The 14,370-nt window shown below is 62.3% G+C and carries 16 protein-coding genes; 13 read left to right on the plus strand and 3 right to left on the minus strand.

What is annotated here, in order from left to right:
* The first annotated feature begins 168 nt into the window (after positions 1-168).
* From E2A64_RS06910 to E2A64_RS06955, 10 genes are all read left to right on the plus strand, one after another.
* The gene (locus E2A64_RS06910; protein WP_133283650.1) at positions 169-2,541 is read left to right on the plus strand and encodes a putative monovalent cation/H+ antiporter subunit A; all 2,373 of its coding nucleotides are present in this window, start codon (positions 169-171) and stop codon (positions 2,539-2,541) included.
* On the plus strand, positions 2,541-2,960 hold the full coding sequence (locus tag E2A64_RS06915) for a Na(+)/H(+) antiporter subunit B (protein WP_133283651.1): 420 nt from the start codon (positions 2,541-2,543) through the stop codon (positions 2,958-2,960). Before E2A64_RS06910 ends, E2A64_RS06915 begins: the two co-directional genes overlap by 1 nt.
* The gene (locus E2A64_RS06920; RefSeq protein ID WP_133283652.1) at positions 2,960-3,337 is read left to right on the plus strand and encodes a Na+/H+ antiporter subunit C; all 378 of its coding nucleotides are present in this window, start codon (positions 2,960-2,962) and stop codon (positions 3,335-3,337) included. Before E2A64_RS06915 ends, E2A64_RS06920 begins: the two co-directional genes overlap by 1 nt.
* Positions 3,338-3,358: 21 nt before the next feature.
* Positions 3,359-4,930, plus strand: a complete 1,572-nt coding sequence (locus E2A64_RS06925) for a Na+/H+ antiporter subunit D (RefSeq protein ID WP_133283653.1) — start codon at positions 3,359-3,361, stop codon at positions 4,928-4,930.
* Positions 4,927-5,400, plus strand: a complete 474-nt coding sequence (locus tag E2A64_RS06930) for a Na+/H+ antiporter subunit E (protein WP_133283654.1) — start codon at positions 4,927-4,929, stop codon at positions 5,398-5,400. Before E2A64_RS06925 ends, E2A64_RS06930 begins: the two co-directional genes overlap by 4 nt.
* Positions 5,397-5,795, plus strand: coding sequence for a cation:proton antiporter (locus E2A64_RS06935; protein ID WP_133283655.1), 399 nt, complete (start codon positions 5,397-5,399; stop codon positions 5,793-5,795). The genes E2A64_RS06930 and E2A64_RS06935 overlap by 4 nt, the downstream gene beginning before the upstream one ends.
* Positions 5,792-6,142, plus strand: coding sequence for a monovalent cation/H(+) antiporter subunit G (gene mnhG, locus E2A64_RS06940; protein WP_133283656.1), 351 nt, complete (start codon positions 5,792-5,794; stop codon positions 6,140-6,142). The genes E2A64_RS06935 and mnhG overlap by 4 nt, the downstream gene beginning before the upstream one ends.
* 401 nt (positions 6,143-6,543) lie before the next feature.
* On the plus strand, positions 6,544-6,981 hold the full coding sequence (locus tag E2A64_RS06945; protein WP_133283657.1) for a Ros/MucR family transcriptional regulator: 438 nt from the start codon (positions 6,544-6,546) through the stop codon (positions 6,979-6,981).
* Between the two features lie 371 nt (positions 6,982-7,352).
* Positions 7,353-7,715, plus strand: coding sequence for a helix-turn-helix domain-containing protein (locus tag E2A64_RS06950; protein ID WP_158285708.1), 363 nt, complete (start codon positions 7,353-7,355; stop codon positions 7,713-7,715).
* On the plus strand, positions 7,699-8,505 hold the full coding sequence (locus tag E2A64_RS06955) for a DUF6456 domain-containing protein (RefSeq protein ID WP_133283659.1): 807 nt from the start codon (positions 7,699-7,701) through the stop codon (positions 8,503-8,505). Before E2A64_RS06950 ends, E2A64_RS06955 begins: the two co-directional genes overlap by 17 nt.
* Positions 8,506-8,509: 4 nt before the next feature.
* On the opposite strand, the gene E2A64_RS06960 is transcribed toward E2A64_RS06955, so the two are convergent.
* Positions 8,510-8,929 (minus strand): SufE family protein, encoded by a 420-nt coding sequence (locus E2A64_RS06960; protein ID WP_133283660.1) that lies wholly within the window; start codon positions 8,927-8,929, stop codon positions 8,510-8,512.
* 123 nt (positions 8,930-9,052) lie between these two features.
* Complete coding sequence (locus E2A64_RS06965; RefSeq protein WP_133283661.1) at positions 9,053-9,505, minus strand: DUF5330 domain-containing protein; 453 nt, start codon at positions 9,503-9,505, stop codon at positions 9,053-9,055.
* Positions 9,506-9,961: 456 nt separating this feature from the next.
* Between E2A64_RS06965 and E2A64_RS06970 the strand changes: the two genes are divergently transcribed.
* From E2A64_RS06970 to E2A64_RS06980, 3 genes are read left to right on the plus strand one after another with little or no spacing between them, the layout of a single operon-like run.
* Entirely contained in the window at positions 9,962-11,815 is a 1,854-nt protein-coding gene (locus E2A64_RS06970; protein ID WP_158285709.1) for a sensor histidine kinase, read from the plus strand.
* Positions 11,790-12,830, plus strand: coding sequence for a peptidoglycan-binding domain-containing protein (locus E2A64_RS06975; RefSeq protein ID WP_158285710.1), 1,041 nt, complete (start codon positions 11,790-11,792; stop codon positions 12,828-12,830). The genes E2A64_RS06970 and E2A64_RS06975 overlap by 26 nt, the downstream gene beginning before the upstream one ends.
* 55 nt (positions 12,831-12,885) lie before the next feature.
* Complete coding sequence (locus E2A64_RS06980; protein WP_133283664.1) at positions 12,886-13,236, plus strand: DUF1491 family protein; 351 nt, start codon at positions 12,886-12,888, stop codon at positions 13,234-13,236.
* A 12-nt stretch (positions 13,237-13,248) separates the two neighbouring features.
* On the opposite strand, the gene E2A64_RS06985 is transcribed toward E2A64_RS06980, so the two are convergent.
* The gene (locus tag E2A64_RS06985; RefSeq protein WP_133283665.1) at positions 13,249-14,361 is read right to left on the minus strand and encodes a hypothetical protein; all 1,113 of its coding nucleotides are present in this window, start codon (positions 14,359-14,361) and stop codon (positions 13,249-13,251) included.
* Between the last annotated feature and the right edge of the window lie 9 nt (positions 14,362-14,370).

Genomic DNA, 14,370 nt, shown 5'->3' on the forward strand with positions numbered 1-14,370 from the left:
GGCCGCCAGGGTGTAAGAAAAAAGGTGTCCCGCAACTGGATCGCATCCGGGAAACGGCGAATTTCCACGGGATGGCCACCAGTTCGGCTTGCGATGCGGACCTACAGAATTTAAGTGTCAATTCAACCGCCAATGCCGCTTTTGCGGCCCGAAACCCATGGAGAACTGATGGCTGCCCTGGATGGCATGACGATCATTGCTCTCGGCCTGCCTTTTATCGCAGCACTCGTTGCTCCCGCCCTTGTTCGCCGTCTCGGCCACAATGCGGCCTGGGTGCTCGCGCTGTTTCCGTTTTTCGTATTCGTCCGCTTTCTCGAATTCCTGCCCGAGGTTTCGGCCGGAAGCGCCATCACCGGCGGCTTCCAGTGGGTGCCGTCCTACAATGTCAGCTTTTCGTGGTTCATCGACGGACTTTCGCTGATATTCGCCCTGCTGATCTCCGGTATCGGCACACTGATCGTGTTCTATACGGGCGGCTATCTGAAGGGACACGCGCAGCTCGGCCGCTTCTATTCCTTCATATTCCTGTTCATGGGCGCGATGCTGGGGCTGGTGATCTCCGACAGCTTCCTGATGCTCTTCGTCTACTGGGAACTGACCTCGATCACCTCGTTCCTGCTGATCGGCTTCGACCATGGTCGCGAGGCCTCGCGCCGCTCGGCGCTGCAGGCGCTTGTCGTCACCGGGCTCGGCGGCCTCTCGCTGATGGCGGGACTTCTTGTCGTCTGGAACATCACCGGCGTGACGCAGCTCTCGCTTCTGGTCAATCTCGGCGACGAGGTGCGCGCGAGCCCGTTCTACCTGATGGCGCTGATCCTGTTGCTCGGCGGTGCCTTCACCAAGTCTGCCCAGTTTCCCTTCCATTTCTGGCTGCCCAACGCCATGGAAGCGCCGACGCCCGTTTCGGCCTATCTGCACTCGGCCACCATGGTGAAGGCCGGCGTCTATCTCGTCATGCGCATGAATCCTGCCTTCGGTGACACGGTGGCCTGGGAAACCATCCTGCCGGTCTTCGGCGGAACGACGCTGATCGTCGGTTCTCTCCTGGCGATCCGCCAGACCGACCTCAAGCTGATGCTCGCCTATACGACGGTGTCGTCGCTCGGCCTGATGGTCATGATGACGGGGTTCGGCTCGGAACATGCGGCGGCAGCGGGCGTGCTCTATCTGATCGCTCACTCGATGTTCAAGGGCGCGTTCTTCATGCTCGCCGGCAATATCGATCACGAGGCCGGAACCCGCGACATCACCAAGCTCGGCGGTTTGCGCAAGCTGATGCCGATCAGCTTCCTCGCCGCCATGGCCGCGGCCTTCTCGATGGGCGGCCTGCCGCCCTTCTTCGGCTTCCTGTCGAAGGAGGAAATCTATTACGGCCTCTGGCATGCCGATCCCTGGTCGATCTTCATGACGGTGGTCGCCATCGTCGGCAACGGGCTGATGTTCGTGGTCGGCTTCGCCATCGCCATCAAGCCTTTCCTCGGCCGGGAGGTGAAGACACCCAAACACGCGCACGAAGCCCCGCTCCTGATGTGGATCGGGCCGGCGACGCTGGCGACGGGCGGTCTTCTTGCTGCGGTGTTCTCGCCGATCTTCCACCAGTATGTGTCCTCGCCGATGGTTTCGGCGGTGTCGGGCGAGGCCGAGGAGGTCACCATATCGCTGGTGCCGCATATCGGCATGCCGCTTCTGTTGTCGCTCGTCACCATCGTCTTCGCGGTCCTCGTCTACCTCAAGGTCGACAGCGCACGTTCGGCTATCGCAGCCACGCTGACGGCGATTGGCTGGGGGCCGGACAAGGGCTTCGACCAGTTCGTTTCCGGCATGGTCCGGCTGTCGCGGCGGGTGACGAAAATCGCCCAGCCGGGCCAGCTCGACATCTATATGACGGTGACCTTCGCCGCCGTGGCGGTGACGCTCCTTGCCCCGATGATCATCTTCGACGAATTGCCGGCGATGCCCGCATGGCCGGCCGACGCCGAGATTCACGAACTCGCCGTCATCCTGATCGCCTTTATCGGCCTGGGTGCGGTGATCGCGGCGAAGGACCGGCTGACGGCGATCGTATCGCTCGGTATCCAGGGCTTTGCCGTGGCGCTGATCTTCATGCTCTTCGGTGCGCCTGACCTGTCGTTCACCCAGTTCATGGTCGAAACGCTGTCGGTGGTCATCCTCGCGCTCGTCATGACCCGCCTGCGCCTGACGCTATCCGACCATCGGCCCACCGGCCAGAAGATCGGGGATGCTACGGTCGCCATCGCTTGCGGTGCGGGTTTCATGCTCTACCTGCTGGCGGTCACGGAAGTGCCGTTCCGCAGCTATCTCAGCGACTTCTTCATCGCCTATTCGAAGGTGATCGCCCACGGCGCCAATGTGGTCAACGTCATCATCGTCGACTTCCGCGGGACGGATACGCTTGGCGAGATCGCAGTCGTGATGGTCACAGGCCTGGCGATCCTGTCGCTCATCCGCGTGCGGCCGGGCTGGAAACCGGGCATGCTGGCGGAGAACGATCCCGACGCTCCGACTGAGGAGAAGAAGTGATGCGCACGGTCATTTTCCGCACGGTCGCCCCCTATCTCACCAGCCTGATGGTGCTCTTCTCCATCTTCGTGCTGTTGCGCGGCCATAACGAACCGGGTGGAGGCTTCATCGGCGGGCTGATTGCGGCCTCCGCCTTTGCGATCTACGGTATCGCCTGCGGCGTCGCACCGGTGCGCAGGGCCATCTATTTCCATCCCATGGCGATCTCTGCTTTCGGCCTGTTCATGTCGTCGATCGCCGGCATGATTTCGCTGCCGCTGTCCGTTCCCTTCATGACCGGCAACTGGATGCAGCTCTCGTTCTTCGGCGTCGATATCGACCTGTCGAGCGTTCTGATCTTCGACATCGGCGTCTATTTCGTCGTCGTCGGAGCGATCACGTCGATCGCGCTGGCACTCGAGGAAAGGGACCGCGACTGATGGAAGCGCTCTTCTCCGTTCTCGTCGGCGCGCTGTTCGCCGTATCGATCTACCTGTTCCTCTCCAAGCACATCATCCGTGTGCTGATGGGCGTGGCGATCCTCGGCAATGCCGTGAACCTTCTGATCTTCACCAATGGCCGCCTTCTGCGCGAGGTGCCGCCGGTCATCGCGGCCGACGAATACACATTGCAGCAGGCTGCCGCCAATCCGCTGCCTCAGGCGCTCATCCTGACGGCGATCGTTATTTCCTTCTCGTTCTTCGCCTTCCTTCTCGTTCTCGGCTATCGCGCCTTCCAGGAACTGGAGACCGACGACACCGACGAAATGCGTGTCGCCGAGCCGGCTGACGAAGAAGCCCCGCCGCTGGGCTATTAACACCAGGAGACCCGCGACCAGATGGCCGCTACATCATCTCACAGTGTCGATCTTTCCCAGGCCATGAATGTGGACCCGACGCCGCTTGCCGACTGGCTGGTGGTCATGCCGGTGGTCTGGTGCCTGCTGGCGGGCGCCATTCTCCTGATGCTGCGCAAGCGCACCGAATTGCAGGCGTCGATCGGTATCGTGGCCCTCGTCGGTCTGTGCCTTCTCGATGCCGCGCTGCTGTGGCGCGTTCTGGAGGAGGGGCCCTTCACCATGGTGATGGGCCGCTGGCTGCCGCCTTTCGGCATCGCCTTTACGGTGGATCTGCTGGGCGCCTTTTTCACGATGACGTCGGGTCTCGTGGCATTGGCCGCCGGCATCTTCGGTCGCGATGACGTGGACAGCACGGGTCGCCGCTACGGCTTCTATCCCTTCCTGCTTCTGCTGATGGCCGGTGTTTCCGGTGCCTTCCTGACCGGCGACGTGTTCAACCTCTATGTCTGGTTCGAGGTTCTCCTGATCTCGTCCTTCGGCCTTCTGGTGCTGGGCTCGGAGCGGGAGCAGATCGACGGCGCGACCAAATACGCCTTCCTCAACCTCGTCGGCACGACGCTGTTCCTCGTGGCGACCGGGTATCTCTACGGTCTGTTCGGCACGCTCAACATGGCCGACATCCTGATCAAGGCGCCGGAACTGCGCCAGACCGCGCCGCTGATGACGCTGGTATGTCTCTATCTGCTCGCCTTCGCGATGAAGGCGGCGGCTTTCCCGGTGAATTTCTGGCTGCCGGCGTCCTATCATACCCCGAAGCTGGTGGTCTCCGGCCTGTTCGGCGGCCTGCTGACCAAGATCGGCATCTATGCGCTGCTGCGCGTTCTGGTGATGCTGTTCCCGATCGAGCGGGCCGAACTCGGCTGGGTGATCGCCGTGCTCGCTGCCGGCACCATGCTGCTTGGTGTGCTGGGTGCGCTGGCGCAGAACGATACCCGCCGCGCGGTCGGCTTCCTGGTGATTTCCGGTATCGGCATGATGCTCGCGGGCATCGCGCTCGGAAGCCCCAGCGGGCTGGCGGGCGCCATTCTCTATGCCGCCCATTCCATGGTGGTGATGACGGCGATCTACTTTGCCGCGGGCATAGGCGGCCGCGTGTCGGGGAGTTTCCTTCTGTCGCGTTCCGGCGGCATCTATCCCTCGCATCTGGTTCTGGCCTTTGCGACGCTCGCCTTGTTCCTCTCCATGGCCGGACTTCCGCCTTTCTCGGGCCTCTGGCCGAAGGTCATGCTGGTCAAGGCAGCGCTCGATGTCGGTGAATGGTGGCTGGCCGGCGCGATCCTGGTCACCGGTTTCCTGACCACCATTACCGTCGGCCGCATCTGGGCGCTCGCCTACTGGAAACCGAGGGCCGCGGACGCCGAGCCGCTCGATCCGGCAAGCCAGAAGGTGCCGATGACGTCGGTGATCGGCCTGGGTATGCTGACGGTCCTTACCGTCGTGTTCGGCCTCTGGCCCGAGCCGCTGATCGCCATATCCCAGGATGCGGCGCGGGGTCTGATCGATACCTCGTCCTTCGTCCTGTCGGTCTTTCCCGGGGAGGTGCCGCAATGAGCCTGTTCCTGGTCAATGTCCTTCTCGCCCTTGCATGGGCGGCGGTGACGGGGTCGTTCACCTTCCTCAACCTCGCCTTCGGCTTCGTGCTGGCAATGGCAACGCTGTCGCTGATCCGCGAGCAGGTGGGCTCGGTCGGCTACTTCTCGCGCGCCCGCCGGATCATCTCCCTGTTCCTTCTGTTCATCTATGAGTTGATCCTGTCTGCGATGCGGGTGGCGATACTCGTCTTGTCGCCGAAGATGAACCTCAAGCCCGGCATTTTCGCCTATCCGCTCAAGGTCGATCGCGATTTCGAGATCACCCTGCTGGCAAACCTCATCACGCTGACGCCGGGTACGCTGTCGGTGGACGTGTCCGATGATCGCCGCACGCTTTACGTTCATGCGATAGACGCCTCGGATCCGGAACAGGCGCGCCGCGACATTGCCGAGGGCTTCGAACGCAAGATCATGGAGGCCTTCCGATGAACTTTGCGGAAACCGTTCTCGATTATTCGGTCAATATTGCCCTCGTCATTCTCAGCATTTCTTTCCTGTTGACGATTATCCGCATTGTGCGCGGTCCGACCTTGCCGGACAGGATCCTCGGTCTGGACATGCTGGTGGCCGCCGCCATCGGCTTCATCGCCGCGATCGGCATCAAGACCGGCTTCATTCTGTATATCGATATCGCCATCGCGCTCGGTCTCGTCGGCTTCCTGGCGACCGTTGCCTTTGCCCGTTTCGTTTTGTCTCGCGGCAAGACCGAGGATGACATCCTGCGTGAGGTCCGCACTGCTGCGGAGGACGCACGCAAGAAGGCGAATGAGGAGAGAAAGCGCATCGAGAAGGCGCGCAGGCAGGAAGAAAGGCTGAACCGATGATCAGCGACGTCATCATGCTTCTAACCGCAGCTTTCGTGCTGATCGGCTCGTTCTTCGCGCTTGTGGCGTCCATCGGCCTGTTACGGCTGCCGGACCTCTACAGCCGGATGCATGCCGCTTCCAAGGCCGGCACGATGGGGTCAGGGCTGCTGCTGATAGCGCTGGCCGTCCATGCAGCTGATGCCGGTGTTTTTGCCCGTGCACTCGCCGGTGTGGTGTTTTTCCTGCTGACGGCGCCGATTTCAGCCCATCTTCTTGCCAAGGCTGCTTATTCGGTCGGCTACCGTCTGGGGCCTAATGCCGTACGCGATGAGATGGCCGACCACACGCCCGCCGAGCGTGACTAAACGTTACAATTTTCAGCTTTTAGTATTTCCGTAGTTGCTAAATTCTTGCTTTCCAGATGTATTCTGGCGTTACGCAACAAGTTCCAAGTATTTATTGCAGGTTAGAATTCATAGTTATGGGGGCGTCAGTAGAGTGTCGAGCGCCATTTATGCAAGCATAGGTTTAGTTTTAACGGATTCTAAGCGAGTTCCTCCTTTTTTTTGCCCGATTTTTGTGGAGGGTGTATTCAAAATGGATACACGAATTGTATTTCTCTTGTCTTTTCAAGAATAGAGAGTATTCACAAATTGAATCGGTTCCAGACTTGGGTGGGGGTTTGGAAGTGATCATCGTAATTTCGGGAAGAAATGAAATCTTCCGATAAATTGCGCCGCATGCATGACGTAATAAGGATCAAGAAATGAGCGAACATTCCCACGAGGACAACAAAACTCTCCTCATCGAACTCACTGCAGACATCGTCGCCGCATATGTGAGCAATAATGCTGTTGTTGCCACCGATCTGCCGACGCTGATCAACAACGTCCATAACGCCCTCGGCGGCGTTGCTCTCGGCGACAAGGCCGAGGAAGCCGAAAAGCCGAAGCCCGCAGTTCCGGTCCGGCGCTCGGTGCAGAACGACTTCATTATCTGCCTGGAGGATGGCCAGAAATTCAAGTCGCTGAAGCGTCACCTCATGACCCATTACGGTCTGACCCCGGAACAGTACCGCGAAAAGTGGGATCTGCCGGCGGACTATCCGATGGTTGCCCCGGCCTATGCCGAAGCCCGTTCGCGCCTTGCGAAGGAGATGGGCCTGGGTCAGAAGCGCCGCCGTGGCAAGTCCAAGGCTGCCTGACGTCAGTTGTCTTATCCGGATCAAGGCCTCGGAATTCTCCGGGGCCTTTTTCGTTGGCGGCTCTGATCGGGCGCGGTCCGGACTGAGTTGCCCTGCCGTGAGGTGTCCAGGGAAACGGAGAGGAGAAAAAATCTTCGAATTTCCCGGCTGAACAGCAAATATCCCAGAAAAAACAACGCTCGGTTGTGCGCTGGTTCTGGCTGCAAGTCCCCTCTTTCTGCTTAAGTGATAAGAATATATTCCTATCACGGAGGCGAACCATGAGACAGGAAGCATGCACGGGACAATGTCGGCAAAGGGCCGATATGCCGCCCGCAACGAACATAACTTCTCCCCGGTCCGAAAGCGACCATGCATCGGCGACAGCCGGAATGTCCGGGGGGCGGGAGCGCCGTGCCTCCCGCCAGACGCAGGTTGCCATTATCCAGAAGCTCGTGGCCCAGCTGTTCGATCTCGGATGTCAGGGGGCGCTCGGCGCCGGAACGGCCGCCAGGCGTCCTGGCTGCCACATGCGCCAGATTACCATGTATCTTTGCAGGGTGGTCCTTTCGATGCCCTACCAGCACATCGCCGAAGCTGTCGGCCGCGACCGTTCCACAGTCATTCACGGATGTGCGGCGATCGAGGACCGGCGGGACGCGCCGGACTACGACGCTTTCATGGATCGCTGCGAGCAATGCGTGCGCGTGGTTTTCGGGCAGGCGGACGAGGACTGTGATGTCGCGCGCAGCTGAGAGGTCGGTGATCTCCCTGATCAGGCTGCTCGCATCCGCCGGGGGCGAAGGCTGCGGCATTACAGATGGCGAAGCCGGTCTGGCCGTCCTCACAAAGCAGGATGGAAGCCGCGCGCGCATTTCCACCGCGATCCTGCTTGATCTCGAGCGTCGCGGAATCGCGTTGCGCCGGCGAAAGAGACTGCTGCTTACCGCCGCAGGACAGGCGGCCTTGCGCCGGATCGACGCGGGCAGCGACCGGTTCGCGGCCCAGCACCGGGACATCGCCTTTCGGCCGGTTGAGGACGGAGGTCAGGTGGCCGTCAACCTGACCGAATCCCCGCTGGCCTCGCTCTCCCGGCTCAAGAGGAAGGACGGCGAGTGCTGGTTCGCCCCGGCACTCATTGCAGCCGGCGACCGATTGCGCGCCGACTTCACCCGGGGACAATACATGCAGGCGATGGGCGCGCGCCTCGAACCGGTGACAAGTCGCGGCAATGCCGCGCGCGGTGGCGGGGTTGCCGAAATGACGGAAGCAGCACTTGCGGCCCGGATGCGGGTGGAGAAGGCAATGAAGGCCGTCGGCCCGGAACTGTCGGGCCTGCTCGTCGATGTCTGCTGTCACCTCAAGGGGCTGGAACTGGTCGAGCGCGAGAGACAATGGCCGCAGCGTTCCGCGAAACTCATGCTGCTTGCCGCACTCAACATGTTGGCGCGGCATTACGAACCGGGAGGGGCGACGTCGCGACCGATCCGCAATTGGGGTGCGGAGGGATTTCGTCCGGATATCGAAGCCGATCTGAGAGGATGAGCGATCAGGCGCCGGCGCGCGCGGCTTCCGCCTTGATCCGTTCGACCATGGACCGCAGCCCGTTGGCGCGCTGGGCCGTCAGGTGGTCCCCCAGGCCCAGTTCATCGAGCAGCAGGCCGGCATTAAGTGTCGCAAGATCGGAGGCCTTGCGGCCGGTGGCGGCGGCCAGAAGGATGGCGACCAGGCCGCGCACGATATGGGCATCGGAATCGCCGCGAAAGGTCATGACCGGATCGGAGCCGCTGCCCGAGGTTTCGGTGACCAGCCAGACCTGGCTGGCGCAGCCGCGCACCTTGTTCTCGTCGGTCTTGTCTGCTTCCGGCAGATCCGGCATCGCCTTGCCGAGTTCGATGACATAGCGATAGCGGTCTTCCCAATCGTCGAGAAAGGCGAAATCGTCCTTGATCGTCTGGATATCGGTCATCTGCGGCTCCGTTTATGTGAGCCGATATACTAAAACGCGGACGAATTGCCACCCGTAGCCGAGTGAAGGCAATGAAAAACCGGCCGTAGAAGGCCGGTTTCAAGACAATGCCGGTTGCAGGCGTTACCGGTAGAAGGTCGGAACCGGCACGTTGGCGGGTTCGGGCTCACCGGGATATTCCTGGGACGCCGGCAGCGAGCCGGTGATGATCTGGGCGACATCGTTCTCGTCGATGCCGGCTTCCGCCAGGTCCGCGGCAATCGGGGCGAGGGCGGCCTTGTCCTCGTCCGAGAGCTTCGCATCGATCAGCTGATAGGCGATCAGTGCGCCGTCACGGGCGCGCAAGCCCAGTGCGTGCAGCGCTTCACCGCCCTTTTCGCAGACTTCGGGCTGGCGGCCGCAGATTTGGCGAATGTCGTTCAGCGCGGAAATGGCCGCTCCGATGCTTTCGGTCACGCCGATCTGCGCCTGTTCTTCCTGCGGCTGGCTGGTGGGTTCCACATCGGCCTTCACGAAGAAAGGCAGCGCGGCCAGCACCAGCATTCCCCAAAACGTCGTCTTGATCAAAAACCACATGGTCCCGTGTCTTTCTGTCCTTGTCCCCGCCCTCGGCGTGCCTGCTTGCCGGTGGCCCTTCGTCCGTCGGGCCGGAAAGCATTTTTCCGAAGACAGGGCGATCATCAGGGAAATGTCCCAAAACGGGTTTGTGTTGCGCGGCAGGATTTGATTCAAATTTTACACAATTCACAGAAGCAGGTCTTTTCGGGGCCAAACCTGTTCCGTTTCGATGCGGGCAGATGGGCAAAATCCGCCCCGAACATCTGTAAAACCGGGAAAACCGGCCGTGCGGCCCGTCTGCCTGAACCCGCTGTTAACCACGTTGCACGAAGTCCTTCCGATTTGAGCGAAAAACCGTGCGTTCACTATTTCTTCCGGGTGATTTCCAAGCGCAGCCTTATCCATTCCTTAAGTCGCCTTTGGCAGTGTTGGCCCAGCTAACAAGAAACTGCGGCGTGTATGGAATCGGCAGGAATGCGGAAGGCGAATTTTACCGGAAAACTGGAGGACCTGCTGGTCGAGGCGGCTGATGGCTGGCTCGCCGGTGGTGCGCTGTCCGGTCCGGAACGCGATGAGGCGCTGGACCAGATCGTCGACTGGCTCGGCGCTGGCATCGTGCTTCTTGCGATCGCCGTGCCGGTCCTCGCGATCAGCCTCAACCTGCCGCTGGCGATTGCCGGCGGGTTTTATGCTGCATCCGTTCCGCTCGCGGCTTGCGGGCTGCTCGCCGGTACCGGTTCGCTCACCGCAGGTCGCCTGACGGCACTCGCAGCCTGCGGTCTGGGGATGGCGGCACTCGCCGTTTCAACCGGCGGCCTCGGCTCTCCCTTCCTTCTGCTCGCGGCTCTCCTGCCCTTCGAATCGGCTTTCGCCCGTCGCGGCTTGCGCTGCGTGGTGGCCGGGCTCGTGGCAAGTGCCGCGGTCGTGAGCGCTGCCGCCATCGCCTCGTTTTCGGGCGTCGTCTCTGCGGTTCCTGCGAACGCGACGGCTGCAACGCTGGTCTTCCTCGTCGTCTATTGCAGCGCGCGCGCCTTAAGCCTCTCGGCGGCACCGCGCGTCGTCGAGGAAGAGCCGGTCGAGGATGAAGAGCCGGAAGCGGCCGCCTTCGATCCGTCAGACATTTTCGATCGCCTTCCGGGACTGGTGACGCTTCACGATCGCAACGGTCAGGTCATCCGTGCCGCCGGCGCCGACAGAAAGGCGTTCATCGACTGGATGGGCGACCCGGTCGGCAATCACTTCCTGGCGCGCATCCACATCAGCGACCGGATCGCATTTCTCGATGCCTTCGATGCGCTGCGTCGTGGCGAAAGCCGCCGTCGCGTCGAACTGCGCATGGAGCGCCTAGGATCGGGTGAACCTCAGTTTTCGCATCTGGCCGTCGACTTGATGGCCGAGTGCACGGAGGAGGGGGCTTTCCTCGGTGCCGTGGTGCAGAGCCGTGACGTGTCCGAGCTCGTCGAAAACCGCACGCAGCTGGCGGGCGCGGTCGCTCAGGCGGAGAACGCCAATGATGCCAAGAGCCGCTTTCTCGCCGCCGTAAGCCACGAGCTGCGCACGCCGCTCAACGCCATCATCGGTTTCTCCGACATTCTGGCGCGGGAGTATTTCGGCACGCTCGCCAATGATCGCCAGCGCGAATATGTCGGCCTGATCCATCGCTCCGGCCATCATCTCCTGTCGCTGGTCAACACCATGCTCGACATGTCGAAGATCGAGGCCGGGCGCTACGAGCTGGTTGCCGAAACCTTCCCGCTTTCCGAATCGGTGGAGAACTGCGTGGCCATGCTGGGGCTGCAGGCCGAGGAAAAGGGCGTGACGCTGACCAAGCGCCTGGCGCGCGATGCCGGCGAGATCGTCGCCGATCGCCGGGCGATCCAGCAGATCCTCATCAATCTCGTCGGCAACGCCATCAAGTTCACGGAGCCCGGCGGCGTGGTCAGCACCGACATAGAGCGCGCCGGCGATGCCCTGCGCATCGTCGTCTCGGATACCGGCGTCGGCATTCCGAAAGATCAGCTTGCCCGTATCGGAGAACCTTTCGTGCAGGGACAGAATTCACTCTCGCGCAATTACGAAGGCACGGGTCTCGGCCTGTCGCTGGTCAAGGGGCTGGTATCGCTCCATGGCGGCAGCTTCCTTATCGAAAGCCGCGAAGGCGAGGGAACAAGCATCTCCATCGAGCTTCCGGCGAACGGAGAAGGCATGTCCAGCGGAGACGTGGTGCACGACCAGATGCTGGCCTTCCCGCCGCGCCTTTCAGCCGAGCCCGGAAAAGACGGAAACGAACAGGAGAGCGATAATGACGCGACAGCGCGCATTGCCTGATCCTTATCTCGACGACGAGGAATTCCAGGGCGGCTTTCTCGCCGGCGTTGGCGAACTGATCGCGGCCTATCCGTCGATTGCCGGGGGCAGTGCAGCCTTTGCGGTCATATTCGGCTTCGTCTCGATCAACGCGCTGTTCTACCAGAGCGGCCGTCATCCCGCGCCGATCCTGCCGACGCGCGGCGCTGCAGTCGAAAGCCAGCAAATCGCCGTGGCCCCGGACGACGCCGCGATGCGCCAGGCCATCGAGGCTTCCCCCGAACGCGAAGTCAGCGCCTTCAAGATCGAGCGCGCCGAGGACAACCCGCAGACCGCGAGCATTCCGGTTCCCAGCCATCGCCCTGAAACCGGGCTGCAGGTGACCAGCCAACCCGCCTCGATTGCCGGCAACAGGCAGGCCGCGCCCTCCATGCCCGAACCCGATCCGGTGCTGAGCGCGATCCAGAAGGAGCTCAAGCGCAAGGGTTTCTACGGCGGCGATGTCGACGGACTGATGGGGCCGATGAGTGCCGCGGCCATCACCAACTGGCAGCGCAAGGCGGGGATGGATATCGACGGCAAGCCGTCCGCACTGGTTCTCGAAAGTCTCAAGATCGGCGGTCGTCCGGATTCCATCGTCAAGCGCGTGGAGCCCCCCGTCGCCGTCCCCGCAGCCGCGCCTGCACCGGCCAGCAAGCCGAAGGCGGAGCGTAGCGCCCAGGTGCGGCCGAAGCCTGCGGCAGAGATCGCGAGCCGGTCCGATGCCGGCAGCGAGCCGACACTGCGCGATCTGATCAATGCCAGCGCCAACAGGAGCGCGGCCGCTATCCCTGCCGTTACCGGTGGCGACGAGATGGTCCGCAAGATCCAGGCGGGGCTCGGCAATATCGCCTATGCCGATATCGCGGTGGACGGCTATGCGGGAGAGCAGACGAAGAACGCGATCCGCGCTTTCGAAAAGCACTATCGCCTGCCGGTGACCGGAGAGCCCAATGATGCGGTGTTGAACAAGCTCAAGGAAATAGGCGCCCTCTGAGGCGCTTCCTCTCAACACCTTTGCCAGCGGCGCCGAAGCAGCCTAAGAACGGCCCATGAGCCGGCTCAAGTCAGATATTTTTGTCGCAGCGCTCCTGAGGCGGATGTTCGCCGAAGGTGGCACGGGCGCAATCGAACGGCGCGGCGCGCCCGAAGCCGGCGCGATCCACGTGCGTGTCCGTCACCGCGACGGTACCGAGACGTGGCTGTCGCCGGCGCCGCAGTCCTTTTTCGAGACAGGCAGGCCCGAAGAAAGGCTCTTCGAGATCCGCAAAGCCCGCGTGCCCGAATGGGACGTGGGCGAGGCGCTGGCACGCGAACGGGAATTCGATCCCGATATCTGGATCGTGGAGATCGAGACCGAGCGGCCGGAGGATTATCTGGACATCGACAACGCGAACCGCTGAGGGCTGAGCGCCTCAGGCCCTTCGGCGATGATCGAGTGGCGCGGGCTCGTGCCGGTCGTCGTTGGACGCGTCCGGAATATCGAAGTCGTCCCACTGATCGGCAGGGTTCGGCGTCGGCTCGCTGTCGGCGCCCTCGAGATGGCGGGTATAGGCGTCGGCGCGCTGCCAGGCGCCAAGGCGGGCCAGGCACTCGTGCTTGTGCAGGGCATCGATCTCGTGCTCGGCCTTCGACCGCCCGTCGGTGGCCGTCTTGAGATGCGGGAAATAGGTTTCGAGCGCGGTCACGATGACGTCGCGATGCGCACCGAGCGCCAGCATGGCGGTGGCGAGCTGGCGGCCGGAAAGATCCAGCATGATGCGCTCGGCAAGCGCGAAGCCGGTGCCCATCGCGTCGGCCAGCGCCGTGGCAAACCACTCGGCATTGCCGTTGGCGGCAAAGCGCGCCATGCGCTCGAGATGCGCGGCGACGCCGAGACCCTCGCGCACGACGTCGGGGCCGTAATTCCAATAGGCGTCCTTCAGATCGGACATGTGGTGGGCGGCCGGACGGACAGCGCTCGCAGTCTTGCGAACTTCCGCCGTCGCCATCTGGCGCAACACGTCTCTGAGGCCTTCGGAGGCGGCGTCGGTGCCGTTGAGTTCATCCATGCGGGCGAGCGGCGGAACATTCGCCATGTTCTCAAGCGCATCGAGCGCATCGAACGTCGGGTTGTCGAGCTCGGTCCCGAAGAGGCTGTCGACGGTCAGGCCGCGCAGTTTGAGTGCCTGGTCGACGCCCTTGTCCTTGAGCGCCCAGAGAACGTGAAGTCCGACATGGGAGAGATCGGTGCGGCGGGCGGCAGCGCGCGCATGGCCGGCACCGTGACGACCGATCGCGCGGGCAAGCGTCGCTTCCGAGAGATTTTCGTAGTGGTTGATGAAGGGGGCTGCGATATCGACCGGCTGATTGACGATCAATTCCACGATGTCGTCGGGGACATGCTTGAGCCGGGAGAGGGCGGCAGCGGCCGTGCGGCGCGTTTCCTCGCTGGCATTCTCGAAGAGGTTGGGAAAGAGCGCGGAGAAACGGACGTTGTCTTCGCGGGTCGGGCGGGTCAGGCTTTCGAACCCGCTGACCGCGGCCATGAGGACAAT

The organism is Pseudohoeflea suaedae, assembly GCF_004354915.1.
Classification (GTDB): domain Bacteria; phylum Pseudomonadota; class Alphaproteobacteria; order Rhizobiales; family Rhizobiaceae; genus Pseudohoeflea; species Pseudohoeflea suaedae.

Excerpts from the sequence above, each read along its gene's own strand:
- E2A64_RS06930 (WP_133283654.1), top strand. The coding sequence starts at position 4,927 with ATGAGCCTGTTCCTGGTCAATGTCCTTCTCGCCCTTGCATGGGCGGCG.
- E2A64_RS06960 (WP_133283660.1), bottom strand. The coding sequence starts at position 8,929 with ATGACCGATATCCAGACGATCAAGGACGATTTCGCCTTTCTCGACGAT.
- E2A64_RS06915 (WP_133283651.1), top strand. The coding sequence starts at position 2,541 with ATGCGCACGGTCATTTTCCGCACGGTCGCCCCCTATCTCACCAGCCTG.
- E2A64_RS06925 (WP_133283653.1), top strand. The coding sequence starts at position 3,359 with ATGGCCGCTACATCATCTCACAGTGTCGATCTTTCCCAGGCCATGAAT.
- E2A64_RS06985 (WP_133283665.1), bottom strand. The coding sequence starts at position 14,361 with ATGGCCGCGGTCAGCGGGTTCGAAAGCCTGACCCGCCCGACCCGCGAA.
- E2A64_RS06920 (WP_133283652.1), top strand. The coding sequence starts at position 2,960 with ATGGAAGCGCTCTTCTCCGTTCTCGTCGGCGCGCTGTTCGCCGTATCG.
- mnhG (WP_133283656.1), top strand. The coding sequence starts at position 5,792 with ATGATCAGCGACGTCATCATGCTTCTAACCGCAGCTTTCGTGCTGATC.
- E2A64_RS06980 (WP_133283664.1), top strand. The coding sequence starts at position 12,886 with ATGAGCCGGCTCAAGTCAGATATTTTTGTCGCAGCGCTCCTGAGGCGG.
- E2A64_RS06965 (WP_133283661.1), bottom strand. The coding sequence starts at position 9,505 with ATGTGGTTTTTGATCAAGACGACGTTTTGGGGAATGCTGGTGCTGGCC.
- E2A64_RS06975 (WP_158285710.1), top strand. The coding sequence starts at position 11,790 with ATGACGCGACAGCGCGCATTGCCTGATCCTTATCTCGACGACGAGGAA.
- E2A64_RS06935 (WP_133283655.1), top strand. The coding sequence starts at position 5,397 with ATGAACTTTGCGGAAACCGTTCTCGATTATTCGGTCAATATTGCCCTC.
- E2A64_RS06970 (WP_158285709.1), top strand. The coding sequence starts at position 9,962 with ATGCGGAAGGCGAATTTTACCGGAAAACTGGAGGACCTGCTGGTCGAG.
- E2A64_RS06910 (WP_133283650.1), top strand. The coding sequence starts at position 169 with ATGGCTGCCCTGGATGGCATGACGATCATTGCTCTCGGCCTGCCTTTT.
- E2A64_RS06950 (WP_158285708.1), top strand. The coding sequence starts at position 7,353 with ATGTCCGGGGGGCGGGAGCGCCGTGCCTCCCGCCAGACGCAGGTTGCC.
- E2A64_RS06945 (WP_133283657.1), top strand. The coding sequence starts at position 6,544 with ATGAGCGAACATTCCCACGAGGACAACAAAACTCTCCTCATCGAACTC.
- E2A64_RS06955 (WP_133283659.1), top strand. The coding sequence starts at position 7,699 with ATGTCGCGCGCAGCTGAGAGGTCGGTGATCTCCCTGATCAGGCTGCTC.